The sequence below is a fragment of the Undibacterium sp. GW821-FHT11B02 genome (assembly GCF_058808955.1).
In genome coordinates this window covers 1-22274 of sequence record NZ_JBXASD010000017.1, presented here as the reverse complement: position 1 = coordinate 22274, position 22274 = coordinate 1, and the positions used below count along the sequence as shown (strand labels likewise).

Sequence of the window (22274 nt, the reverse complement as noted above, 5' to 3'; positions counted from 1 at the left end):
CGTAAAGTGTTCTTAATTGGGCCTATACAAAGAGCTGAAAGATGTCAAGGACGCTGCGGCTGGTAAACCCAGTCGACTGTGTCCGACAATATTCCTGCGACCACGTTGATATGATTGCGCCCCGGTGTCAACTTGATGTGCCAGATGGCGATATGGTCAGTCACCACATGCTCGCCCTGATCGGCACCGTTGAGACGCAGGCTAACGGACGGCTGGTTGCTGTATATCTTGACCTCAACATCTGCCACGCTGCGTACCGTATCACGGCGCGAAGTAATGTAGAGCATGGGCTTGGCTGACCAGTTGGCCTGGTACCAAAAATAAGCATCCTTCCGGACTTTGCGGTCGAAAGAGATCAATCCTTTGTCGTTGATGCCCTCATGATCGCCTTCATTTCGACCGGCAGAGGGAAAATCGAAACCGACCCAGATAAAGCTCGCCCACAACCATGGCCTCGCCTCAAGCTGTTTCCACGCCGCCTCGTGATATAGCGTCTGATATTGTTCCGGATGCCACTGGCTGGCAGGCTTCGGCCGCAACGGTGGATCTTGCTGATGCGGAACGCTGGCACCCGCTCCGTATTCGCTGACAGCTTCTGCTGTCACCGGGCGACGGGCATGGTTCTTGTCCAGCCAAGGACCGAGGTCGAAGAAGTCGCCGTCATACCAGCCGAAATAAACGTTCGAACCGATCACGTCGGTATGCGACGCCTGCGGACCGTCGATCTCGCTGCAACAATTGGCGTAAGTGGTCGGACGCAGGACATCTTCTTCGTGCGCCAACTTCTGCATGGCTTGGAGCGACCGGGCACTGGTGCCGTCGACTTTATAGATTTCATTACCCAGACCCCATACAAACACGGAAGGATGGTTGTAATTTTGCCGGATCAGTTCGCGTAATTGTTGCGCGATATTGGTTTGAAACGCGTTCGAGTCGTTGACCTCCGACGACATTGGCAATTCCGTCCAGACAAGATAGCCGTTACGGTCGGCCAGATCGTATTCATGGGCTGCATGCTGATAGTGGGCGAAGCGCAGCCCTGTCACACCGAGATCGCCAAGCATCTGATAATCGGTATCGATGTCAGCGTCAGAAACTGCAGAGCCTTTGCCCGGAAGAATAGTCTGATGAATGTTGACACCGTGGACGCTATAAGCCTGACCATTTAGCAGCAGCCCCTTGTCCGCATCGAGACGAATGTCGCGAATACCAACAGGAAATGCAAGGTGATCAAGCATCATCGGTTTAGTCTCATCCGTGACGATATCGACCTCACTGGCATAAAGGTAGGGATCGGCGCGCCCGTGCCACAAATGCGGCGTCTCAAACAGAGTGTCGAGCGACACCAGCATTATCTCATGCGGCGGCAAATTCACTGCCTTGCTCAAGGTCGCCACGGCCTTGTGTCTCACATCATACAGATGCACGACGACATCAACCTGGATCGCTCTGTCACGATCATTTGCCAAGCGCGCTACCCAGTTCAACTCGGCACTTTTGGCCGTCACGTTCTTTGCTTTGAAATAGATCCCGGACGATCCGTAATCCTGCATATCGAAATGCACGTCCTGTGTCGTCACCAGACGAACATTGCGGTATACGCCTCCAAACACAGTGTAATCGCCACCAAGCGGTGCCACATCTGCCAGTTTGGAATTGTCGACACGCACCGCCACGACATTGGAGCCAGACCTGACATAGGGAGTGATATCGAAACGAAAACGCGCAAACCCGCCATTGTGACTGCCGACTTTCGTGTCGTTGATCCACACTTCAGTCGCCAGTGCGGCACCATCGAATTCGATATAAATGCGTTGATTGGCGGTGGGTTTGGCCAGGGCCACTAGCTTGCGATACCAGGCGGGACCGCGATAGGTTTTGGGGTCTGTGCCGTCGCCAGCATTATAACTGTGCGGTAGACTGATTTTTTCCCAACCACTGTCATCAAGGTTCGTCGCACCACCGTGGGTGACATCGCTGCGCATGAATCGCCAATCCTGATCTATCGTCAACGTATTTCGTACCTCTGGCACCTGAATTACGTCAGCACACTGACCTGCAGATACAAAAAAAGCGACAATCGCGCCGAGAACAAAGACTGGCCGCATACTTAATATTGGCATCTCGTGTGTCTCCTATTGAATACCATGCTTTAAGGGATTGTTTGAGGCATGTTGCCGATTGTCGGCACACTGAGAAATATCTGGTGCATCGACATGGCGTTGGCAGAATTTACTATATCACTCCGAAAATTATGACTTCAGATTAATTCACAACCCACGCCAGAATCATTCCTCTGTTTGGTGATTTTCGCAATGGCGAACAGATCCCGAAGGCTGCAAAAAAAACTGGGTTATCACTAAACCTGTTTTTTGTCCTGCGCATGTTCAATCACATGTTCAATTAATTGAACGAGAATGTGTAGTTCACATCCACCGCCGATTCGGTACCGGTGCGACCAACAATGCTGACCCTGCGCGTCAGTTGCCAACTGAGTTTGATACCGCCACTGGCATCTGCCAGACCACGCTCTATTGACAAGACCAGGCCAGGCATCAGGCGCTTGCCTACACTGACCACCTGGTCTGTACTGGTCGTCGTATTACCGATAGAACCAGCCACAGTCTGCCCGGGCAAACGGGACGTATTATTGGCTGACGACGAACCGATGGAAAATTCATCAAACCCCAGCCCTTGCACAATATCACGCGGCACATTGCGGCTACCGTCGCCACCAAATATGGCCGACGCGGCCGACATCAGCAAAGACGCATCGCTACCAGCCAGTTGATCAGCGCCCCGACCCAATACCAGCCAGGACAGTTTTTCTGCATCGGGCACCGCAGGCTCAGACACCAGCCGGACTTGTGGTGCGGCCACTGTACCAACAATTTCCACCCCAGCCTCAACTGCCAGGCCACGGCGCAAGGCGCGGATATTCAAACCGGGATTGGACGGTGGCCCCTGAAAATTCAAAATGCCGCGCTCTATCGCCAGCTGTTGTCCATATCCTTCATACACACCTTTGACGGTACGGATGGAACCCGTCGCCTGCAACGGGCTGCCATCGACAGAACGCAATCTCAAACTACCTTCCAGCCCGGTATCCAAGCCACGCCCGACGAATACAAAGCGCGGGCCCATATCGAAGCTGACATCGACGCGGGTTTTTAAACCTTTTTTCGGTGCATCGTTGTCATTACCTTTGACCGCCAGTTTGTCGCTTTTACGGATAATCACCACATCGCTGGACAAGCTTGGTGGCGGCATTTTAGGCAACCTGAAATACGCGCCATCAGTATCAATCTTGCCGGTCAGGCTCCAGATATTATTGGCTTCAACGATGTCAGCCTTGCCTGATACAACCAGCCATCTGTCCTTGCGTTGCAATAAAGGGAAATGCTGCCACTGCGCCTGTATGCTGCCGGTTTCCTTGCCTATGTCGACATCACCACTGGCCTTGAATTCACCCTTTTGCCCAACCAGGTCCATGCCTTGCAACAGCGCATGGCGCGGTACATTGGTGATGGTATTGGAAAACTGTAGATTACTGACCTTCAAGTGGGTATTTTCAATTTGCGCATCCAGGCTGCCATTTGGCAGCAACAAACCTTCAGAGGCGAAGGCCACTTCCAGTTCACGTCCGGTCAGGTCAGCACGGTAACCGGGTTTGCCAACGGTACCCGTCAGGCGTGCATCGACATTCAGTTTTCCTTTGAGTACCAGGCCAGGGTTGATCCACGGCCCCAGCCATTGCAGATCAGGAATCGCAGCATTAACCTGGCCATTCAGGGTAGATGATGGTGCGACGGTCCAGGCGCCATCCTGCTTGCTCAGCAAGGTGTTGGCCTTGATTTTCCAACTCCCCAGGCGTGCCCCTTCGGCATTCACGCTCAACGCCAGGTCTTCCCCATCGGTACCTGCTACCAGGCCACCCAGCTTCATCTGCCATTGCAGTTCACGTATGCCAAGGGCGACAGAATTGCCCGTGCCATCCGGATCATTGAAGCGCAAATCACCACTTTGACGCTGGATTTTAATCTCGCCCTGCGCATGTTCGCGCAACTGCACATCCCATTGCGCGTTCAGCTTCAGGTTGCCACTGACTGCATATTGCGGCCTGACCAGGTTGGCAATATCAATCACCCGGACATCAGTGATGTGACCCTTGGTTTTCAGGGCGGCGGGTGTCCATTCCAGCTCTTCCAGTACCAGGTTACCCAATCCACTTTGCAATGACAAAGCTCCCAGGCGCACAGACTGTGATGACAATTGCAGGGGCGCGCTGCCTTGCAGTTTTACATCGGGCTTGCCATTCAGGCTCAGTGCCTGTAACTGGCCGTTCCAGTTCCAGCCTTGCGTGTTTTTTGAATCTGCCTGCATGCTACCGTTGGCACTGAGACCGAAGGTCTGGTGATTCGGGAAAGTGCTTTCCAGCGTGATGGTATGGGCGTCACGCCTTCCCTTCAGTTGCAGATGTAACTCACTTAGCTTGTCTGCCGCAGCTTGTACTTTTACTTGCGTTGGTGTTGGCGCAGGTGCTACGTTGCTGCCAGCCTGGCCAGTACTAAAGTCCGGCAAATCACCTCCAATGTGACTCGCCAGTATGTCACCATCAAAATTCCCTTTGCTGCCATTGTCCAGATTCAGTTTGGATTTCAACTGGTCGATAGTCCATTCCCGGTTCTTGTATTTGATGCGCAGTTGCTGTGCTTGCGCATCCATGCTGCCAGCAGGTTCGGTAAACCGGCCACGCAGACTGACATCGGCTTTCAAGGCACCACTCAATGCCAGTTGCCAGTTACTCAGCAAAGGATTGAGATTATTCAGCTCTGGCGCATCCACCTTCAGTTTCAGCACATCGTTAACACCACCCCAGTTCCCCTGCCCATTCAGGGTATTTTTACCCCAACGTAAATCAAGAGATTTGACGCGCACTTGCTGGTCTTGCAGCCATTGCAGATCAAGACTGGATTGTACGTCTTGCCCCGCATATTGCCCTTGCAGTTGCGGCATGCTGACTTGCAGATTAAGGTGGGGGATGAATTCGCCCTGAAGGTTGAAGGCAGCCTGCAGTTTGCCAGCCGGTGTCGCTATCCAGCGTGCCGGGTCAAAATTCGTCAAACTGGCTTTGAGCTTGAATGCCTGCTTGCCAGAAAAAACGATATCTCCCGTCCCCTGCAGATGAGCGTCTTCGGCCTGTAAATCAAACTTGTCGAGGCTGAACAACTGTGTCACGCCATGGTAAGTCGCGTCCGCCTTCAGGCTGGCCTTTGCATCAGTTAGCTGTGCCTGCAAATGGATGACTTTGTCTTTATCAGTCTGAGCAGAAAGCTTGCCCCTGATCTGGCTGGCATGCAAACGCTGGTCTATCTGGGCGAGGTCAACATTCATCAACGCCAATTGCATGTCTGCGGCCAGATCTGCATTGGCCCAGCTCAGTCTGGCATCCCCCTGCAGTTTGCCATTGCCATTCAATTGCACCGCCAAGTCCTGCAAAGCGAGGCGATCTGCTTCCAGTTGCAGTCTGGCTGTCATTGACTGTACCGGCAAGCCCTGTTTGTTGATAGGTGCTGCCTGTGTATTGCCAGCGCTGACATCGCCCGACAATACAAAACGGGATACATTTTTGTCGTCAACAGGTTTTAGTTTTGCGAGTAAACGCAAATCGGCCTGCGGCGCTGTTGCCTGCCAGGCAGCCGGATTAAAATGCTGGATATCCAGGTTCAGCAAACGCAAATACGGTGCAGTAAAAGGTGTCAGGCTAGCCTGTGCATGTCCCTGCAATTGTGCATTGTGCTGATTCTGTTCAGCTGCCTGGGCTTGCAATGTCAGTTGCAAATCCTGCAGGCTACCCGATACACCGCCCTTCAGGCTTAGTGCCGGTATGTCTTGCTGTACCTGACCTTGCAGGCTGAACTGCCCATCCAGCTTATAGGGACGCAAACTGGCCAGCGAAGATTGCATTTCTGCCCGTCCCCATGGGCTGGTCACTCCTGCCACCAGCCGGTACTGCCTGTCCTGAAAATGCAGGCTGCCACTAAGTGCACTCAGCGCCAGAGTTTCATGTTGTTTACCATCTTCTGACAGGGTCGCGATATACAAATGCCCAAGCGCCAGTTTGTGTGCATCCAGGGCAAACGGCAGGCTGAGGTCAGTCGGTAGTTTTGCTGCATCCTTACCCGGCAAACTGGCAATGCGCAGGGAAGTAGCCTGCAAACGCGGGATATCGACCTGTTGGCGCAACAAGGCAGCAGGTCGCCATTGCAGGTTCACAGCAGTCGCTTCAATGACTAGCGTCTTACTTTTATAAACGAACTTATCAATGGCCAGGTCATCACCCAGCGCACCTTTGATGCCTTCAAATTGCAGACTGTCACTGCTGAATTTTTCTGCGATGGTTAACAGGGCTCTGGTACCGGATTCCGTCTTGCTGACCCAGGCTATCAAAATAACTGATGCAACACCTGTCAATAGCAAGAAGACACAGAAAGACAACAGCAGGCGTGCTATCGCCGAGCGATTTTTTTTGCTCTTGAGTTCCGGTATTTTTGCTTCAGGTGTCGTCATGTCAAAAAGCGATTGCGATGGAAAAATCCAGTCTGAATTTTTTGGATTGGCGGCCATAAGCCAAGTCCAGAGCTATCGGCCCAGCTGGTGTTTTATACCGCGCCCCGACACCCATGCCCTGACGTAAATTCAATTCACGCCAGGTATCTGCTGCATTGCCTACATCAATAAAGGTGGCCGCCCCCCATTCAGGATAAAGCCAATGTACATATTCCGCACTGGCCGTCGCCATGACACGCCCACCACGCGTACTGGTGGCATTTTGTATCCCCAGACTTTGATAGGCATAACCGCGCACGGTAGTGCTGCCGCCGGTACGGAACAGATAGTCTTCAGGAATACCATCGCTACTGGTAGAAAACACCTCACCCAGTTCGGCACGCAATATGACGCTGTCAGTTTTGCGTACTGGTATCCAGCGCTGGTATTTGCCATAGGTCCGCACAAAACGCTGATCTGACCACAATGCTTTTTCTGATGCAGCCAGATCGAGTTGATAAATCTCTCCCTTGCGTGGATCAAACGGTTGGTCGACATCACGCCAGGTCCACCCCACACTGGCAACCAGCGCCCGGTGGAATTCATCTGGTGTATCGGCAACAGTCAGTTTTTCACGGACAAGGTTCAGGCCCAGACGCTGTTCTAGATGCCCGCGTGTGCTGGTGCGCTTGACACCCAAAGACTGGCGATTGGTCAACACACCGGAAATATCTTCACGCTCTATCAGCACACCGAAAGAATCCAGATAATTGTTTTCACGCGGAGGCAAATAGATGTCGGCATAGCCTAATTGCCGACGTTGCTCCAGCCGTATTGCGCTACGTAAATCCCATGCTTTGCCAAGGATGTCACGGTCACGATAGGCGACCTCGCTACGATAACCCGTGTTGGTACTGTAACCCAGACCAAAACTGAGGTCGCGCGCTTGCCGTTCAACCACATTCACGTCCACTGGTACAGCATCAGCTTTCTCTGGATCTGGGTCTATACCTACGGTGACGGTGGCAAAATACGGTGAGTTTTGCAAGGCGCGCTGAAAATCCAGCAGGCGTGACCGAGAATAGGGTTCGCCTTTTTTGGGCGCCTGATAGCGGTCTATCAGCCATGAAGGATAACGCTGCATGCCAGTCACGTGTATCTCACCCAGTGTAAATACCGGACCGCTATCCAATTCTACCTGCAAGACGCCCCTGTGTTCATCGGCATCGATTTTTGCTTCGCTGGAGGTCATCCTGGCTGCAGCATAGGCATCTGCCCGCAGGCTTTCCAGCAATTGTGTTTTGGCGTCGGTCCAGTCTGCTTCGCGAAAAGGCTGCCCGACTGCCAGGCCCCAGTCTTCTTGCAAGGCACGTCTGCGCTTGAAGGTCGGTTTATCCCCGGCGTCTATGGTGTCAGCCATGGGGCCAAGTATTTTTATTGAGACATTTTCAATCACCGTACGCACACCAGCATCTACCGTCACATGGATCAGTTTGACAGTGCCTGCAGGAGTGTTGGTATTGTCGAGATTATCAAACTGTATCTGCGGTGAAAAATAACCTTCGGTGGCCAGGATGCCGCTGATATCCTGACGCAGTTTTCGTATCAGTGCAGGCGTAATGTTTTGTGCATCGGCGCTGGCGGCAAATTCGGGGATGTGTTGTCTCAGCAAATCTGCCCACGGGGCTTTGGGAGCCTGCAATTGCAAACGTCCACTGCTGGCCCTGACCACGGTGTCAGAATCGTTATCCGTATTGTCCTGAGCGGGACTAACTGCAGGTGCAATCGTAGCCGGAGGTGCTGGCGCAACAACCGGTGTTGCTGCCTGCTGCGCCCTGACCTGCCCTGTGCCGATTAACCCAAGGGCACAACATATCGCAAGAGAGGTACGCAGTGTCATCTGCATCAGTAATAACTCACTTGGTTGCCAGCCCAACGCGATTGATGCCAAGTTTTTTCGCTTCCGAAATCACTTGTATGACCTCATCATAAATCATGCCCTTGTCGGCAGATACCAGCACCGACAATTCTGGCTTGGCGTCATGAAACTCCCGCAGCTTTTGCATCAGTTGCTTGTGGTCTTTTGCTTCTTCCTTGCTGTCCTGGCGGTTATTGCCATTGTTGCCAGCCTTGCTGTTGATGCTGATGGTGGAAGGTGCATCTGGGCGCAAGGTGATTTCTATGTAGTCGGACGGTGGTTGTGTCGATTGTCCGGCTGTCGGCAGATTGATGACACTGGGATTGGTCATTGGTGCACACACCATGAAAATTACCAGCAACACCAGCATCACGTCGATATATGGAACGACATTGATTTCTGCCTTGAATTTGCGTTTACGTTCGCCTCGCAGGGTACTCATGCTGACCTCTTTCCTCTTAGCGTGACTGACGCTGGAGAATGTTCGAGAATTCCTCGATGAAGGTTTCAAAACGAATCGCCAGCCTGTCTATGTCATGCGAGTAGCGGTTATACGCCAGCACCGCCGGAATCGCCGCAAACAAACCAATTGCCGTTGCGATCAAGGCTTCGGCAATACCCGGTGCCACCGCAGCCAGCGTTGCCTGTTGCACATTCGCCAGGCCACGGAAAGAATTCATGATGCCCCAGACGGTACCAAACAAACCGATATAAGGTGAAACCGAACCGACCGACGCCAGGAAAGATAAATGCGATTCCAGCAAATCCATTTCACGCTGGTAAGAAGCACGCATGGCACGACGCGCGCCATCCAGCATGGCACCAGCATCCAGCGACGCCTTGTTGGCAGTTTTTACCTTGTGGTATTCGCTCATGCCAGCTTCAAAAATACGTTCCAGCGCGCCTGTACTGTCACGGCCAGTGCGGCGGTTATTGGTGGCAGCCGCGTACAAGTCCACCAGATTGCCACCAGACCAGAAATTGCGTTCAAACTCTTCAGTCTGCCCACGGGCTTTTTTGATGGCAAACATTTTGCTGAAGATATAGGTCCAACTGGTCAGGGATACACCCAACAGCAACAACATGACCAGTTGCACCAGGACGGAAGCATTGGTAATCAGGCTTAAGAATGAGAGATCTTGGGTAACAGTCATATTGAATCAAATAAAAAAACAAAAAACGTAAGCCTGGTGATGTGCTGCGTTCAGCCAGACGAGTATTCAGCAGTATCAAATAATTTCAGGCAATTTTTGCCAGGACCTCGACAGGAATAGCTGCTGGACGCACATTCGCCTTATCCACACACCCCACCTTGATCTTGCCGCTGGCCAGCAAACGTTCGCCGCACCAGGCCTGCTGCTCGAACTGTACTGATGCCCTGCCCAACTTTTCGACCACTACCGTCAGTCTTAGTTCATCATCCAGTCTGGCAGGTGCATGATACTCGACTGCCGTGGCTTTGACGACAAACATCAATCCTAGCTGATCGGCCATATGCTGCTGGTTCACCCCGGCAGCCCTCAGCCATTCGGTACGTGCACGCTCAAAAAACTTCAGGTAATTGGCATAAAAAACGATACCACCGGCATCGGTATCTTCATAGTAGACCCGTACTTGCCACTCAAACGGTTTGCTCATATGGTAAAACTTTAGCGGGGATGTGAAAAAATTGGCATTGAATTCATTATTGTAAGCTGCTTCTGCCGGGAATGACTGAAACCATGCTGATCTGGCATCTGATCAGCATGTTGAGTCTCTACGACAGCAATCTGGACATCAGAAACGCTTATGTGTGCGCTTATGTCGTACGCTTGATGGTCAATGGTCCATACCCTTGGCAAGTCGGCATCATTTCTATGTGATTGATGTTCACATGCGCTGGCAAAGTCGCAATCCAGTAGGCCGTTTCAGCAATATCTGTTGCAGTCAGCGGTACAGTCCCTTCATATACCTTGGCTGCGGCATCGTCATTTCCACGATAGCGGACGTTCGAAAACTCGGTACCACCGCATAGACCAGGGGCAATATTCGTTGCGCGTACCCCGGTTCCTACCAGGTCAGCGCGCAAATTTTTGGTAAATTGATCAACAAAAGCCTTGGTTGCCCCATACACATTACCGCCTGGGTATGCAGTGGACCCGGCAACCGAGCCGATATTGATGACCAGGCCACTGCCACGTACCACCATGGCAGGCAAAATGGCACGGGTCACCGTCACCAGCCCCTTGGTGTTGGTGTCTATCATGGTATCCCATTCATCCTGTGAAGCCAGGTGGGCAGGTTCAGTGCCCAGAGCAAGACCGGCATTATTAACCAGCACATCGATCTGCTTCCAGTCTTGTGGCAGGCCATCCAGTGCCTGCCGAATGGAATCTTTACTGGTGACATCCAGCGTCACTGGCAATAATGCGGCTCCGAGCTCTGCTTGCAATGCGGCAAGTCGTTCTGCACGACGGGCGGCGGCAATGACTTTATGGCCCTGGCTGACAAATTTACGTGCCATTTCTTCGCCAAAACCGGAGCTTGCGCCTGTAATCAATACGATCATGCTGATTTCCTTCAATGTGATGGATGAATACAGGCATTTTAATGCACATGCAGCATTTCCGATGGACAGGCACATATTTGCCTAGCCTGCACTTGCCCATTCAAACGCCATCACGTAGAATTCATGCACCATTTCGTCTCACGTGACTGGCGAAACGGCCGAACCTGCATCAGCAGGGTATGCAGAACACGCATCACACCGGCCAAAGATGGATATCCATCGGGAAGCGTGAGATTTCGGAGTCGATCTGACTCCAGCCGTGCGCCTGGGTAGCCTGATGGTAAAAGCAATGAGGCTGCCCCCTATCCGTTTCAGACACCTCATTGACATTAATCAATTGCTTATTGATTACTTATTAATTAACAGGAATAATCAGGAACCGCCATGTTTGCAAAAAATCAAACTCTCGCCAACGTAGATCCAGAACTGTTTGCTACGATACAAAAGGAAAACGTCCGTCAACAAGAACATATCGAGTTGATCGCATCTGAAAACTATTGCTCACCAGCCGTCATGGAAGCCCAGGGCTCCCAATTGACGAACAAATATGCCGAAGGCTATCCAGGCAAGCGCTACTACGGTGGTTGCGAGCACGTGGATGTGGTTGAACAACTGGCGATTGATCGCCTGAAACAATTGTTCAATGCCAATTTTGCCAACGTGCAACCCAATTCCGGCTCCCAGGCAAACCAGGGCGTATTTTTTGCCTTGTTGAATCCAGGTGATACCATCATGGGTATGAGTCTGGCTGAAGGTGGTCACCTGACCCATGGCATGCCTTTGAATATGTCCGGTAAATGGTTCAACGTCGTTTCTTACGGCCTGAACGCAGCAGAAGACATCGATTACGATGCCATGGAAAAGCTGGCACGTGAAACCAAACCAAAACTGATCATCGCCGGTGCTTCTGCATTTGCGTTGCGTATCGACTTTGAACGTTTCTCAAAAATCGCCAAAGAAGTCGGTGCCTACTTCATGGTTGACATGGCTCACTATGCTGGTCTGGTTGCAGCGGGCGTCTACCCTAATCCAGTGCCGTTTGCCGACGTGGTGACATCCACTACCCACAAGAGCCTGCGCGGCCCACGTGGCGGCATTATCCTCAGCAATGACGAAGCGATTGCCAAGAAAATCAACTCTGCAATCTTCCCTGGCATCCAGGGTGGCCCGCTGATGCACGTCATCGCTGGTAAAGCAGTGGCGTTCAAAGAAGCCCTGTCTCCAGAATTCAAGGCTTACCAGGAGCAAGTCGTTAAAAATGCAGCTGCGCTGGCAACTACCCTGACTGAACGTGGTCTGCGTATTGTTTCTGGTCGTACTGAATCGCACGTCATGCTGGTTGATCTGCGCCCTAAAGGTTTGACAGGCAAGGAAGCGGAAGCCATTCTTGGTTCTGCCCATATCACCTGCAACAAAAATGGTATCCCGAATGATCCGCAAAAACCGATGATCACTTCCGGTATACGTCTGGGCAGCCCGGCCATGACGACACGCGGTTTCAAAGAAGCCGAAGCAGTAAAAGTCGGTAATCTGATTGCAGATGTGCTTGAAAACCCGCATGATGCCGCCACTATTGAGCGGGCGAAGGCAGGTGTCAAAGCGCTGACAGATGCTTTCCCGGTCTACGAAGCATAATTCAGCAAAATAAAACGCCACTCATTGAGTGGCGTTTTTTAAATTTTAGGCGAACTCTATGAAATGCCCTTTCTGCCACCATGACGATACCCAGGTTATCGATACCCGTGTTTCAGAAGAAGGCAATGTGATCCGCCGCCGCCGTCGCTGCGCCGATTGCGATAAACGATTTACAACCTATGAACGGGTTGAACTGGTGATGCCTGTCATCGTCAAGAAAAACGGCAGCCGTACAGAATATGAAACCGCCAAACTGCGCGCCAGCCTGATGCTGGCCTTGCGCAAGCGCCCAGTCTCTGCCGAAGCCGTTGAAACCGCCATCCAGCGCATAGAAGAAAAATTGCTCTCCAGCGGCGAACGTGAAGTCATGTCTGGCCATGTTGGTGAACTGGTTATGCGTGAATTAAAACGCCTCGACAAAATTGCTTACATCCGCTTTGCCTCCGTCTACAAAAGCTTTGAAGACGTATCTGAATTTGCCGAAGCGATACAGGAAGTCAGGAAGAATTAAGCTGCAAAACAAACCGGACTCATTTCGCCATGAGAATGAATTCTACTTTTACTTAATAAAATAGAGCTTACGCAAAGTTGTCCCAGCAGCGCCGGCGGGCAACATGTTGCCTGAAACCCCGACTACACCTTAGCGAGGAAGACAGTACTTTAGTACAAGGTCTTTGCCAAATGCGGGAGCTGCAACGCAGCTGGGACGGTGTTGCGCAAGTCCTATAAAAATGGAATGTCGTGCCGCTTAACTACCGAAGCACTTTCCTTGACACTTCAATAAATTCAGATGGGCGCACTGCAGCGCTCAGTGATACCTCGATCACAAATTGGCTCTTCACGGCAAATTCATCAATCATGCCAGGTGTAAATTTCATTTTCAAGAATTGTTCTTTCACCATTCGTGTGGCTTCTGCTGAAAGCTTGCTCTCTTCAATTTCGATATCATCAACGTCGCCGTTTTCATTGACCAGCAAACGCAATTGCAGGGGGTTCTCTGGAACTTCATCCATGCTCAATGTAAGGCCCGCACTTGGCTCTACGTTATCCTGCACGACAGGAAGTGTAGTCAATTCTTCAACATGGTGATAATAAGTCAGCAAATTGACGGTCTGCAGCAAAGCCGGGAAGCTCTTGCGCTGGACTTGGGCCGCCCTGGGTTTATCTGCTTTATTGTTGTGTTGTGAATTGTTCCCAGCTTGCGGGTTGAAAACAGCCTGGCTGGCGTCAGGCTGTGTTGTGTCAGATACGACGAAGTGAACTTGCAGGATTTTGGAAGTATCAGCCGTTGCAACGATACTATCTACACTGCCATCCTGCGCGCTTTTACATGTGATGAACACCACCAGTAAGCCGTGCATCACCAATGAAAAAGTTAATGCAAAGATGGAGCGAGAAAAGTCTTTTTTTGTAATAAGTTGAAGCACGGAATTGAATTGCTGCGACATTTCCCTACCTCTTGTTGACTCCCTCCAGGCAAGAACACATCCGTTCGCGACCTCTATTTATTCCAGCAAGCTGCAGCACCGCCACTACCACTTGCATCACGCACACCGGCGCTGGTAAGGGTCAAGGTAGAACAGGTAGTATCGTTGACCTGATCATTTACTGGCACCGCTTGCAATGTATAGGCCGTTGCAGTGGGATCAGCGGTAAAAGACAAGTTGTACTTTGTTTTCGATGAACGCGGCGATGTGTTGAACGGCAGCTGCGCGTTCTTCAAGGCTGTTGTCCCATCTGGCAACACTGCATAGCTGTTCGTCAGCGAATAATTCCGCTCCATCCACTGCTGCAATTCCATCAAATCGCCTTTGGCTGTATTTCGATTACCAGTCAAGATATAGTTCCGGTAACTAGGGATAGCGACAGCAGCAATTAACCCAATAACGACAACCACGACCATCAACTCTATCAGGGTAAAACCACTTGAGGTTTTGCGCATAATCTATTCCAAATTTAAATGCCCCTGGCAGACCCAGGGGCTCGTCACAATGTATAAGATTTAACGAATTTGCCGCCAGGAAAACCTTACTCCTGTCACTACACTTTTATTTACGTCAACCTCTGATTTACTGTTAGCACTTGCAGTATAACCAACCCTCACGCCACCGACTTTTACCACCGTTTTCTTGCCGCTGGATACCACGGAACTGAAATAAGGTATCCCCATTCCCATTGCGCCCCAACTGCTGAGTTGGACAGGCGTGCCCGAAGTATTGTCCACCACTGCAGCGCCACTGTAGGCGTTAAAGATATTCACATACCCAGTACCCGGCAAACACGCAGTGGCAGGTGTGAACGAACTGACCAGGACAATACCCGTATCTGCCGGCATAATCGAATTCACGATACTGCGTTCACCGTTAACGTTCGGCATATCCATATACCAGCCCTTCTTGGTCGCAAAGTCGACGGCATTGGAAGAAGTGGTTCTGGAAAAATCCCCGGTCGACGTATCTGGAGTAGTTGTTGACGTGATGGTTTGCGCTACCAAATCCGCTTTTGTAATGGGTGTCGCTGAGAACGTATCCGCGAATCCAAAGATTGTTTGCTGTACGGTGGTATTGTAATCAGCCCTTTCTATATATTTTCCTGTACCAAAAACAACGGCCCATGCGCTAGGCACCAAGGCATGCGGTGCTACTGCAGGTGCTGATGTGATAGGTTGAGTTGCACTACCGGCAAAGGCTTTGGAGACAACCCATGTACTGCTTGCGGTATCCCATCTGATACGCCACATATTGCCCTGCAAGTCACCAGCCCAGATCGTGTCTATCCAGCCATTGCCCTGAGTCGCAATTGGTAACGGAGTAGCAAGACCATTGCTTCCTAACGTGCCTTCAACTACGATTTTATTGATGACGCTACCGTCATCAGGGTTAAGCATATACAAGACGGCTTTTCCGTTGGTACTGCCAAAGCCGTTACCAACGATGACTGCCCACTTACCAGTGGTTGTTCCATCCGGAATTTTTGTGATCTGCAACACCTGGCCAGAGATAGGACTTTGTGTGGGTTGATTGAAACTGTAGCCCATATCCGCATCATTGGTTTCAGAGAATTCCCATTTGGAAATCAAAGAGGCATTTGCTTCTGTAAATTTCGTCGGGTCTGTCACATCAAGCCCAAAATAACCCTTACCACCAGCACCGTAACTACCCACCAGCAAGGTCGCCCAACCGTTGGTCAATTTCACGTCACCTATCATCGGTGTCGAATCGACATAGAACTCGTGCGTATAGGTGAGTGTTGTCAAGGCAGAGATTTTTGGCGCAGAAGTGGTCGGATCTATCTGCATGAACTTACTAGGCACATAGGCAAACAATTCCTTGCCTTTGCCCGCAGTAGAAGCGTCAAAGGCGTGCAACATACCATCGTTTGCACCTACATAGATGACAGGTTTTCTATTTAGGTTGTTAGCAATAAATGTCGAATATCCTGGGAAAGCATCACCCGAATACAGCGCGTTTGGTGCAGCAACATAGACAGGTCCGGAACCGACAATATCGCCTAATTGGGTTTTCAAACGGGTTCTGAATATACCACCTGTTCTGGACGACTCTTTGGAAGAGTCACCACGTATGTAGTTAACTCTGTCAACACCTAACAAAGTTGGCGTATCAGTCAGCCCAGTCGCTGGATTGGTATCCATTAAGGCTTTATCCGTCGCTGAAAGGTTGGCATACTTAAACGCAACGCCTGCACCACCAGAACGGGTAATAATCTGACGTGCAGTACTGGTTTGGTAGGTCGAATAGGTGGTCGATGCAGTCGGGTCCAGCCATACAGAGGCGTCCCAGTCAGGACTGGCATCACAGGTAGCAACAGGAACATTAAAGCCACAAGCTTTTACTGCGCCGCGACCACCATTGATCAAAGAATAGCTTGCATAGTAAATTTCTTTGGCTGTGGCGATTGACACACCAGACGTCGCAGGTGCGGCACCATCACCCAGGCTGCCAGCGGCAACGATTTGTTGAAACACATTACTCAAGCCATTTTTTAAACCGACAGGATCGTTACCTGCATACCAGTTGTCTGGAGTGCCGTTACCATCTTTATCCCATGATTTGATCAAACTACCTGTCGCTGTCAGGTTAGGGTCAGTGTACGGTGCTTGTGTCAGGGCAGGATTAAAACCACCATATTTGGCAGCGGTGAACATAGGTGTCACAGTTGCACCTGTCTGTACCGGGTTTTGACCGTTAAAAGGCTCCATAACGTCAACAAAGAAGCTGGTGACAGTCTGTTTCTGACCCGTAATCCGCTGTGCGGCCTTGTCTGGTCGTATATCGTTAACATGCGCCCAATAAGCCTGACCGCCCAGGTACCAACCCGCACTTCGTCCTGGTGAAGAGGAAGCAGTAATACCATTATTATTTTCCATCGTCGCCACTGCGTTGGTCCAGGTAGCAAAATTGACCGCAGAACCTGGGCTGGGAGGATTATCAGTTGGAACGACACCCGAACAGTTTCCACTACCACCGGGCACCCTGGTATCGCACCAATTGTTGACGTCGCCGATGGTAACAATAAAATTCTGTTGGCAAGAACTGGTTATCGGGTCATTGGCGGCAACTGTTGCATCAAAATTAATCACGGGAAAACCGTCTGCCATTGCCGAGGTTTGATTCGAGATGGCCTGTGGTGTCGGACTCATCTTTCTTAGGTAGCGCAGCGACTCATAATACAACTCCGCCATTGGGTCATACCCTTTGTAACCACTGGCATAACCAAACTGGTTCAGGTAATTGATGACCCCACTGTTAGTGGCGCCATTTGTTGCAGTCTGGTCGGTACTATCTGGGTTAAGAGTGAACACACCTGTGGTACCACTCCACTCCAATCGTGGGTTGGCTATTGAAAAGTTAATCGGGTCGGCAATCGTTGGGCCGACCGATTTCATGCGAGCCCGGAGTACCCCCCCTTGCCTTGATGTTGTCCCATCATTCAAAAATCCAAATGCAGAAAAGCGCATATTTTGGTTATATTGCTGCATCAGCCCTTCAGGCTTGTACGTCCCGCCTGTAGCAGTGTAATTGGTACAGTTTGACTCCAGCCCAGCCGTACTGTCACACACTTTGACCCTGACGTGGTAACAAGTCCAGGAGGGGTTATTGTTATTATTAGCTGCTTTATAGTGTGTTACCAATTGGGCACAAGTGTCAGTAGTCAATTGTGCAGTCGTCAAACCTGATACCGAGACACTCCCCCCCCCCTGCACCAGCATCTTGTCGCCCATGTTAACGCTGCGATAAGTCTGTTGTGTAGCAATGTTGGCATCTGTCGTAGTTGCCGAGCGGTCCGGGAAGTAACCTGATCCACTCTGCGCATCGTTATAAGCGCGCTGCAATACCGTGGTCCCCGGGAGGTCGATAATGCGATTACCACCCGTCATAATTTGGCGAAATTGATCCAAATTGGCCATTGATACCCAATTCAGTAAATTGCCTTTGAAGGTCCCATTTGCGCAAGTTGTCGGTGAAAAATACAGGTTGGTTGTACTGTATGAATAACACTTCGCACTATCAAAATAACCATAGTAGGTCGTTGCAGGAACATAGGTTCCTGACGATGACGCCGCATTTGCTGCTGCATAACTAGCCGCATCACCAGTAGGAAATTCCACTGACAGATCCAACACTACGTTGGATAATGCGCGGTCAATGTTTTCCAGAGGCATCTTGGATGGGATCACATTCGCGGCACCTGCAACAGCGGTCAAAGCAGCAATAAAACAGCCGAGCACTAATTTTTTCAGAAGTGAACCAGGCAAATAGTGGGTAATCATCATTTTTCCAGACAATATTTAAGTCAATGAGGAGCAACGACGCTCTGTAACATCACAACTGTGTTGGGGTTTTGTCCGACAGCGCGTACGGTAATCCGGACCGCGACACGCGCAGAACCTGAAGTTCCTGCAAAATCAGGAGTGAGCCCGCCAGGGGGGAAAATTTCCATAATATATCTTGGCTGCGCAGCAACTTTTGGTATTGCCGTTGCCCCCGTATAAGTACCATATTGCACGGTAGGATTAGTGCCGGTAGAACCGGTTTGTGGAGACCAGTTCGCAGCAGTGTCATCCCATACTGGTACTGGTGCCGTCGCATTATCTAAAGGCAGGCATTGCCCAAGAACACAATCTGGTGTCCAGGTTTGACGCATGGTACTTGTCCACACCCAAAAGCCATCTCTAAGGGCAACGTCATCCGGTCGCGCTGAAGCAGGACGGCAAGTCACGGTACCGGCAGCGCCCCCACCTGGGCAAAATGTTACATTATCCGCAAGTAAACTGGCAAGATCGCGCTCTGCATCACGCAATGTCAGTTCGGCCGCTTGCAGGGCAATATTGCGATCACGCAAGTTATTCGACATACGTTCTTGCAAAGTGCTATTTTGCATTGCGGACAGGCCCAGCAAGGATAAGGCCATTAGCAATACCACAGTCAATATCAGGGAGTTACCCCGTTCGCGATACATTGCGATTTGACGTGGCCTTGGACGCGGTTTGAGACTTAATGAGCTCATGGCAGCACATCCGGAGAGGTAAGAATATTATTTCGCAAAGAAAAGGTGGAACGCGTAATCTGACGATAAAGCAAGTCGGATGCTGACGCGGTCGTTCCCTGACAGTTAGTGTAATTTGTCCCAGTAAGCGCTACGTTCTTTGCTGTTGCCACCGTTTGCAGGCACACACGAATAGATAAGACGCGTGACCAGTCTGTCACATTGTCTGCCGTCACATATTGGGCGACAGCACTGTCCCCTGGAACGGTAGTGCTGACAGTAGCTGGTGCAACACCATACAGGATATACATATCCTCCACACCTTCTGCAATCGCTTTGGGTTTAGTAGGATCGCCGTTACCAATACACATTAAACGCTTGCTTGCCACGTCAACATAGAAACGATTGATTGCCAAAGGCCCTGCAGGGCTTGCGGTAGCCCCATTCACATTATTGCCGCCACAATCCGATCCCCGGCCAGTATTGGCGTCGTATGTCGACATCGTGTCAATCGCACCGGCTGCAGCCTGAACCGTGCCCGCATTAGCACCTACATCACTATTGAGTACCTGATACGCGACCGTCAGGGAACTTGGACCAGCCGTTGTACAAGTCCAGTTAGCCAATTTCAAAGGATCACTTGATGCGGTAAAAAGTCCTTTGCAACCCATGACACCGTGTATCTTGTTTGTTCCACTGCTATACTGTGGAGACAGTCCAAAATACATCGCCAGCAAATCTAAATTGGTTCTGGTTGGATCTGTTTTTGACAACCAGGCCTTGTTGGCGGGTTGCAGCAAATTTTGCCGTGTCCCAGGATTGTTCACAGAATCAACAAATCCGGCCAGACGAATGTGGTAACCGAGCACATCCATCGCAGCCCTCATGGTCTCTTGCTGACGTGCGTCACTATCCTGATATTTAAATGATTGTGTATTCGCGATATACAGGCTTACCACCGCAGCCGACATCACAAGCCCGATCGACATTGCAATCATCAACTCCAATATACTGAAGCCGCTTTCCCGGGAGATGACAGGACGAGTCATTTCTTCAACCTTTAATCATGGAATGAATGGTGTGCTCAAACAACGCACACCAACAACTGCTGGAGTTGGACACGTGGAGTCAGTCGAATTTGCGTCCACCAACGCTTTTTCCTTCCACATGACAACAATACTAAAAGCTTCGAAGTTATTAGCTGTTGGTATCAAAGCACCAGCGCCGCCAGGCAAAGTATTGGCGATGGAGTTGGTCCAATCAGACAGATCAAGCGTGGCCATGTTGGCTGGACTGCATTCAGTTCCATTGTTTCCACAACCAGGAGCAGCCGGTTTATCACCCACCGCTGCTGTATAGCCCTCATTTCTGGTGTAATTACCAGCCTTTACGGCAGTCATATTTGCACGCATACGATCCGATAACTCTAGCGAGAGCAAGGTTGCCTTTGAACGTACCGCAGAGTCTTTATTGTATTTCAAGGATGTTATTTGCATGGCAGCCAAGCCTAAGGCACCTATGGCAAAAACAACCATGGTTACCAAAACCTCTATCATGGCAATACCAGATTGCCGTTTATGCATAGCTTTGCGACGCAATATTGTGCCAGTTAACATCTTGATCCTCTAGTTTCCGCAATAACTGTCAGTAGTTAACTCTTTCGGCGTATCGATCCGCGGCCGCCCTTGTGAATTGACACAGACAATCCTGCAATTTGATTGATCATCGCCTGACGGAGGACATATAGTAATTTTGCCACCAGTAAATGTTGGCAACGGTCGCCCCAATCCTGTAAAAACCAAGTTTTGTGTACTACCACCAGAGGCCACAGCAGTACTATTACCGCTCAGACTTGGATAAGCCCGGATTACCGTTTCACCAGCATTAACTACACCATTGTAATTAGGGTCAGCAAAAACTAACCAGCCAACAGCCCAGTTATTACCCGCGGCCTGACAAGTGGCACCGTCTGCACTTCTGCAAATCGTCACGCCACTATTCCTTTTGACCGCTTCCGAACGAGCCAAATTGATTGCGCCAACGATATCACTGGATTGCGTTCTCATGCGTGCACCGATCATAAACGCCTTCAGACCTGGCACAGCAATCGCAGATAAAATGGCAAATATTACAATAGTAACCATCAGCTCAATGAGAGTGAATCCGCGCTCTTTGCCATTGAAGTGCTTGATCTCTGACTTGCTCATTAGAGACTTCATAATATTCTTTTGTTGGAATAATACATATCGACAATTCAATAGGCGAATAATACTTGATATTAGGCACTATTGGGTCTGCAAAAATTGTGCCTACAAATAAAATTTGTAAGCAATTCCAACAGAGTAACCCCCTAATGAGGGAAAGTCAAAATGAGGATAAACGTAATCCCCCCCACAACAAGCTATATCTGCAACGCCCTTCCAAGCTGATCCATATACAGCTGCCCCATCTTGGTGCATCAATAATTTAGGTCAACTGAATTCGGGTCTAGCTCACCCGGACATTTGCAGAATAGGTCCAAAAAACCGCTACAAGATCACTCACAACAGAGAAATTAAGAGAATTTCATGATTTTAAGCGTCGCTATCTTCAAAGCATATGCCGTCAATTGAGTGAACCCTATCCCCAATTTGCCCCTCCCTGAAGGGAAGCAGCGTGGCCTGGTCTGCGAAAAAACTGTTGCAGTACGGCTACAAATGCTGTGTGAAAAGTTCAACACACAGAGCAAACAGAGCTTGTACTCTTCCGTTTGTACCTTTCTTACTTCCCACTGATACACCGAAGGCAGGGTCACAGAGTAAAAGCAGAGATGCCTTTGCACTTGCTTTGTTTTTCTCAGAGCATCTCTCTGTGGATCTCTGTGGTATAGCAGGGAATTCGTGCAGCATGCTGCGCGCCTGCGAAACGAAGGCTGCTTGCAAGCGGCCCTTCCTAACTCTGTGCCGCTGGAGCCTGTAAAAATAACTGTGTAAGTTCTCCCGGAACTATTGGTGGGTGTTGATGTTGATCGTGTTTTTGCTGGAATGATTTTCTGTTCGCGCAAAGCAAAACCCCCAGTCACTGTAAAGTAACTGGGGGTATGCGGAATAAAAGCCTGACGATAACCTACTTTCACAC

Annotated in this window: 16 protein-coding genes and 1 riboswitch; of the genes, 2 read left to right on the top strand and 14 right to left on the bottom strand. The window is 50.4% G+C overall.

The annotated features are described in order from the left end of the window. Positions 1-44: 44 nt before the first annotated feature. The 7 genes from AC1RVX_RS26820 to AC1RVX_RS26790 form a co-directional block, all read right to left on the bottom strand. Positions 45-1985 (bottom strand): glycoside hydrolase family 2 protein, encoded by a 1941-nt coding sequence (locus tag AC1RVX_RS26820; protein ID WP_493219650.1) that lies wholly within the window; start codon positions 1983-1985, stop codon positions 45-47. 418 nt (positions 1986-2403) lie between these two features. Next, on the bottom strand, positions 2404-6627 hold the full coding sequence (locus AC1RVX_RS26815; protein ID WP_493219649.1) for a translocation/assembly module TamB domain-containing protein: 4224 nt from the start codon (positions 6625-6627) through the stop codon (positions 2404-2406). Beyond that, complete coding sequence (locus AC1RVX_RS26810; RefSeq protein WP_493219648.1) at positions 6572-8500, bottom strand: autotransporter assembly complex protein TamA; 1929 nt, start codon at positions 8498-8500, stop codon at positions 6572-6574. Before AC1RVX_RS26810 ends, AC1RVX_RS26815 begins: the two co-directional genes overlap by 56 nt. After that, complete coding sequence (locus AC1RVX_RS26805; RefSeq protein ID WP_493219647.1) at positions 8466-8909, bottom strand: ExbD/TolR family protein; 444 nt, start codon at positions 8907-8909, stop codon at positions 8466-8468. The genes AC1RVX_RS26810 and AC1RVX_RS26805 overlap by 35 nt, the downstream gene beginning before the upstream one ends. Before the next feature lie 16 nt (positions 8910-8925). Next, positions 8926-9621, bottom strand: coding sequence for a protein TolQ (gene tolQ / locus AC1RVX_RS26800; RefSeq protein WP_493219646.1), 696 nt, complete (start codon positions 9619-9621; stop codon positions 8926-8928). Between the two features lie 85 nt (positions 9622-9706). Continuing rightward, complete coding sequence (ybgC, locus tag AC1RVX_RS26795) at positions 9707-10105, bottom strand: tol-pal system-associated acyl-CoA thioesterase (RefSeq protein WP_493219645.1); 399 nt, start codon at positions 10103-10105, stop codon at positions 9707-9709. Between the two features lie 160 nt (positions 10106-10265). Then, positions 10266-11015 (bottom strand): SDR family NAD(P)-dependent oxidoreductase, encoded by a 750-nt coding sequence (locus AC1RVX_RS26790; RefSeq protein WP_493219644.1) that lies wholly within the window; start codon positions 11013-11015, stop codon positions 10266-10268. Positions 11016-11147: 132 nt separating this feature from the next. Then, a riboswitch (ZMP/ZTP riboswitch) is annotated at positions 11148-11293 on the top strand. Positions 11294-11399: 106 nt separating this feature from the next. Between AC1RVX_RS26790 and glyA the strand changes: the two genes are divergently transcribed. Then, positions 11400-12650, top strand: coding sequence for a serine hydroxymethyltransferase (gene glyA / locus AC1RVX_RS26785; RefSeq protein WP_493219643.1), 1251 nt, complete (start codon positions 11400-11402; stop codon positions 12648-12650). A 58-nt stretch (positions 12651-12708) separates the two neighbouring features. Continuing rightward, entirely contained in the window at positions 12709-13161 is a 453-nt protein-coding gene (gene nrdR / locus AC1RVX_RS26780) for a transcriptional regulator NrdR (protein ID WP_493219642.1), read from the top strand. 241 nt (positions 13162-13402) lie between these two features. Here nrdR and AC1RVX_RS26775 read toward each other — a convergent pair whose 3' ends face one another. From AC1RVX_RS26775 to AC1RVX_RS26745, 7 genes are read right to left on the bottom strand one after another with little or no spacing between them, the layout of a single operon-like run. After that, the gene (locus AC1RVX_RS26775) at positions 13403-14098 is read right to left on the bottom strand and encodes an energy transducer TonB (RefSeq protein WP_493219641.1); all 696 of its coding nucleotides are present in this window, start codon (positions 14096-14098) and stop codon (positions 13403-13405) included. Between the two features lie 53 nt (positions 14099-14151). Further along, positions 14152-14592, bottom strand: a complete 441-nt coding sequence (locus AC1RVX_RS26770) for a type IV pilin protein (protein WP_493219640.1) — start codon at positions 14590-14592, stop codon at positions 14152-14154. Between the two features lie 60 nt (positions 14593-14652). Continuing rightward, positions 14653-18444, bottom strand: a complete 3792-nt coding sequence (locus tag AC1RVX_RS26765) for a pilus assembly protein (RefSeq protein ID WP_493219639.1) — start codon at positions 18442-18444, stop codon at positions 14653-14655. Positions 18445-18464: 20 nt separating this feature from the next. Continuing rightward, a complete protein-coding gene (locus AC1RVX_RS26760) occupies positions 18465-19178 on the bottom strand; it encodes a pilus assembly PilX family protein (protein WP_493219638.1) in 714 nt (237 codons plus the stop codon). Continuing rightward, a complete protein-coding gene (locus tag AC1RVX_RS26755; protein ID WP_493219637.1) occupies positions 19175-20206 on the bottom strand; it encodes a PilW family protein in 1032 nt (343 codons plus the stop codon). Before AC1RVX_RS26755 ends, AC1RVX_RS26760 begins: the two co-directional genes overlap by 4 nt. A gap of 15 nt (positions 20207-20221) precedes the next feature. Further along, positions 20222-20773 (bottom strand): type IV pilus modification protein PilV, encoded by a 552-nt coding sequence (pilV, locus tag AC1RVX_RS26750; RefSeq protein WP_493219636.1) that lies wholly within the window; start codon positions 20771-20773, stop codon positions 20222-20224. Positions 20774-20782: 9 nt separating this feature from the next. After that, positions 20783-21364, bottom strand: a complete 582-nt coding sequence (locus tag AC1RVX_RS26745; protein WP_493219635.1) for a GspH/FimT family pseudopilin — start codon at positions 21362-21364, stop codon at positions 20783-20785. Positions 21365-22274: the final 910 nt, after the last annotated feature.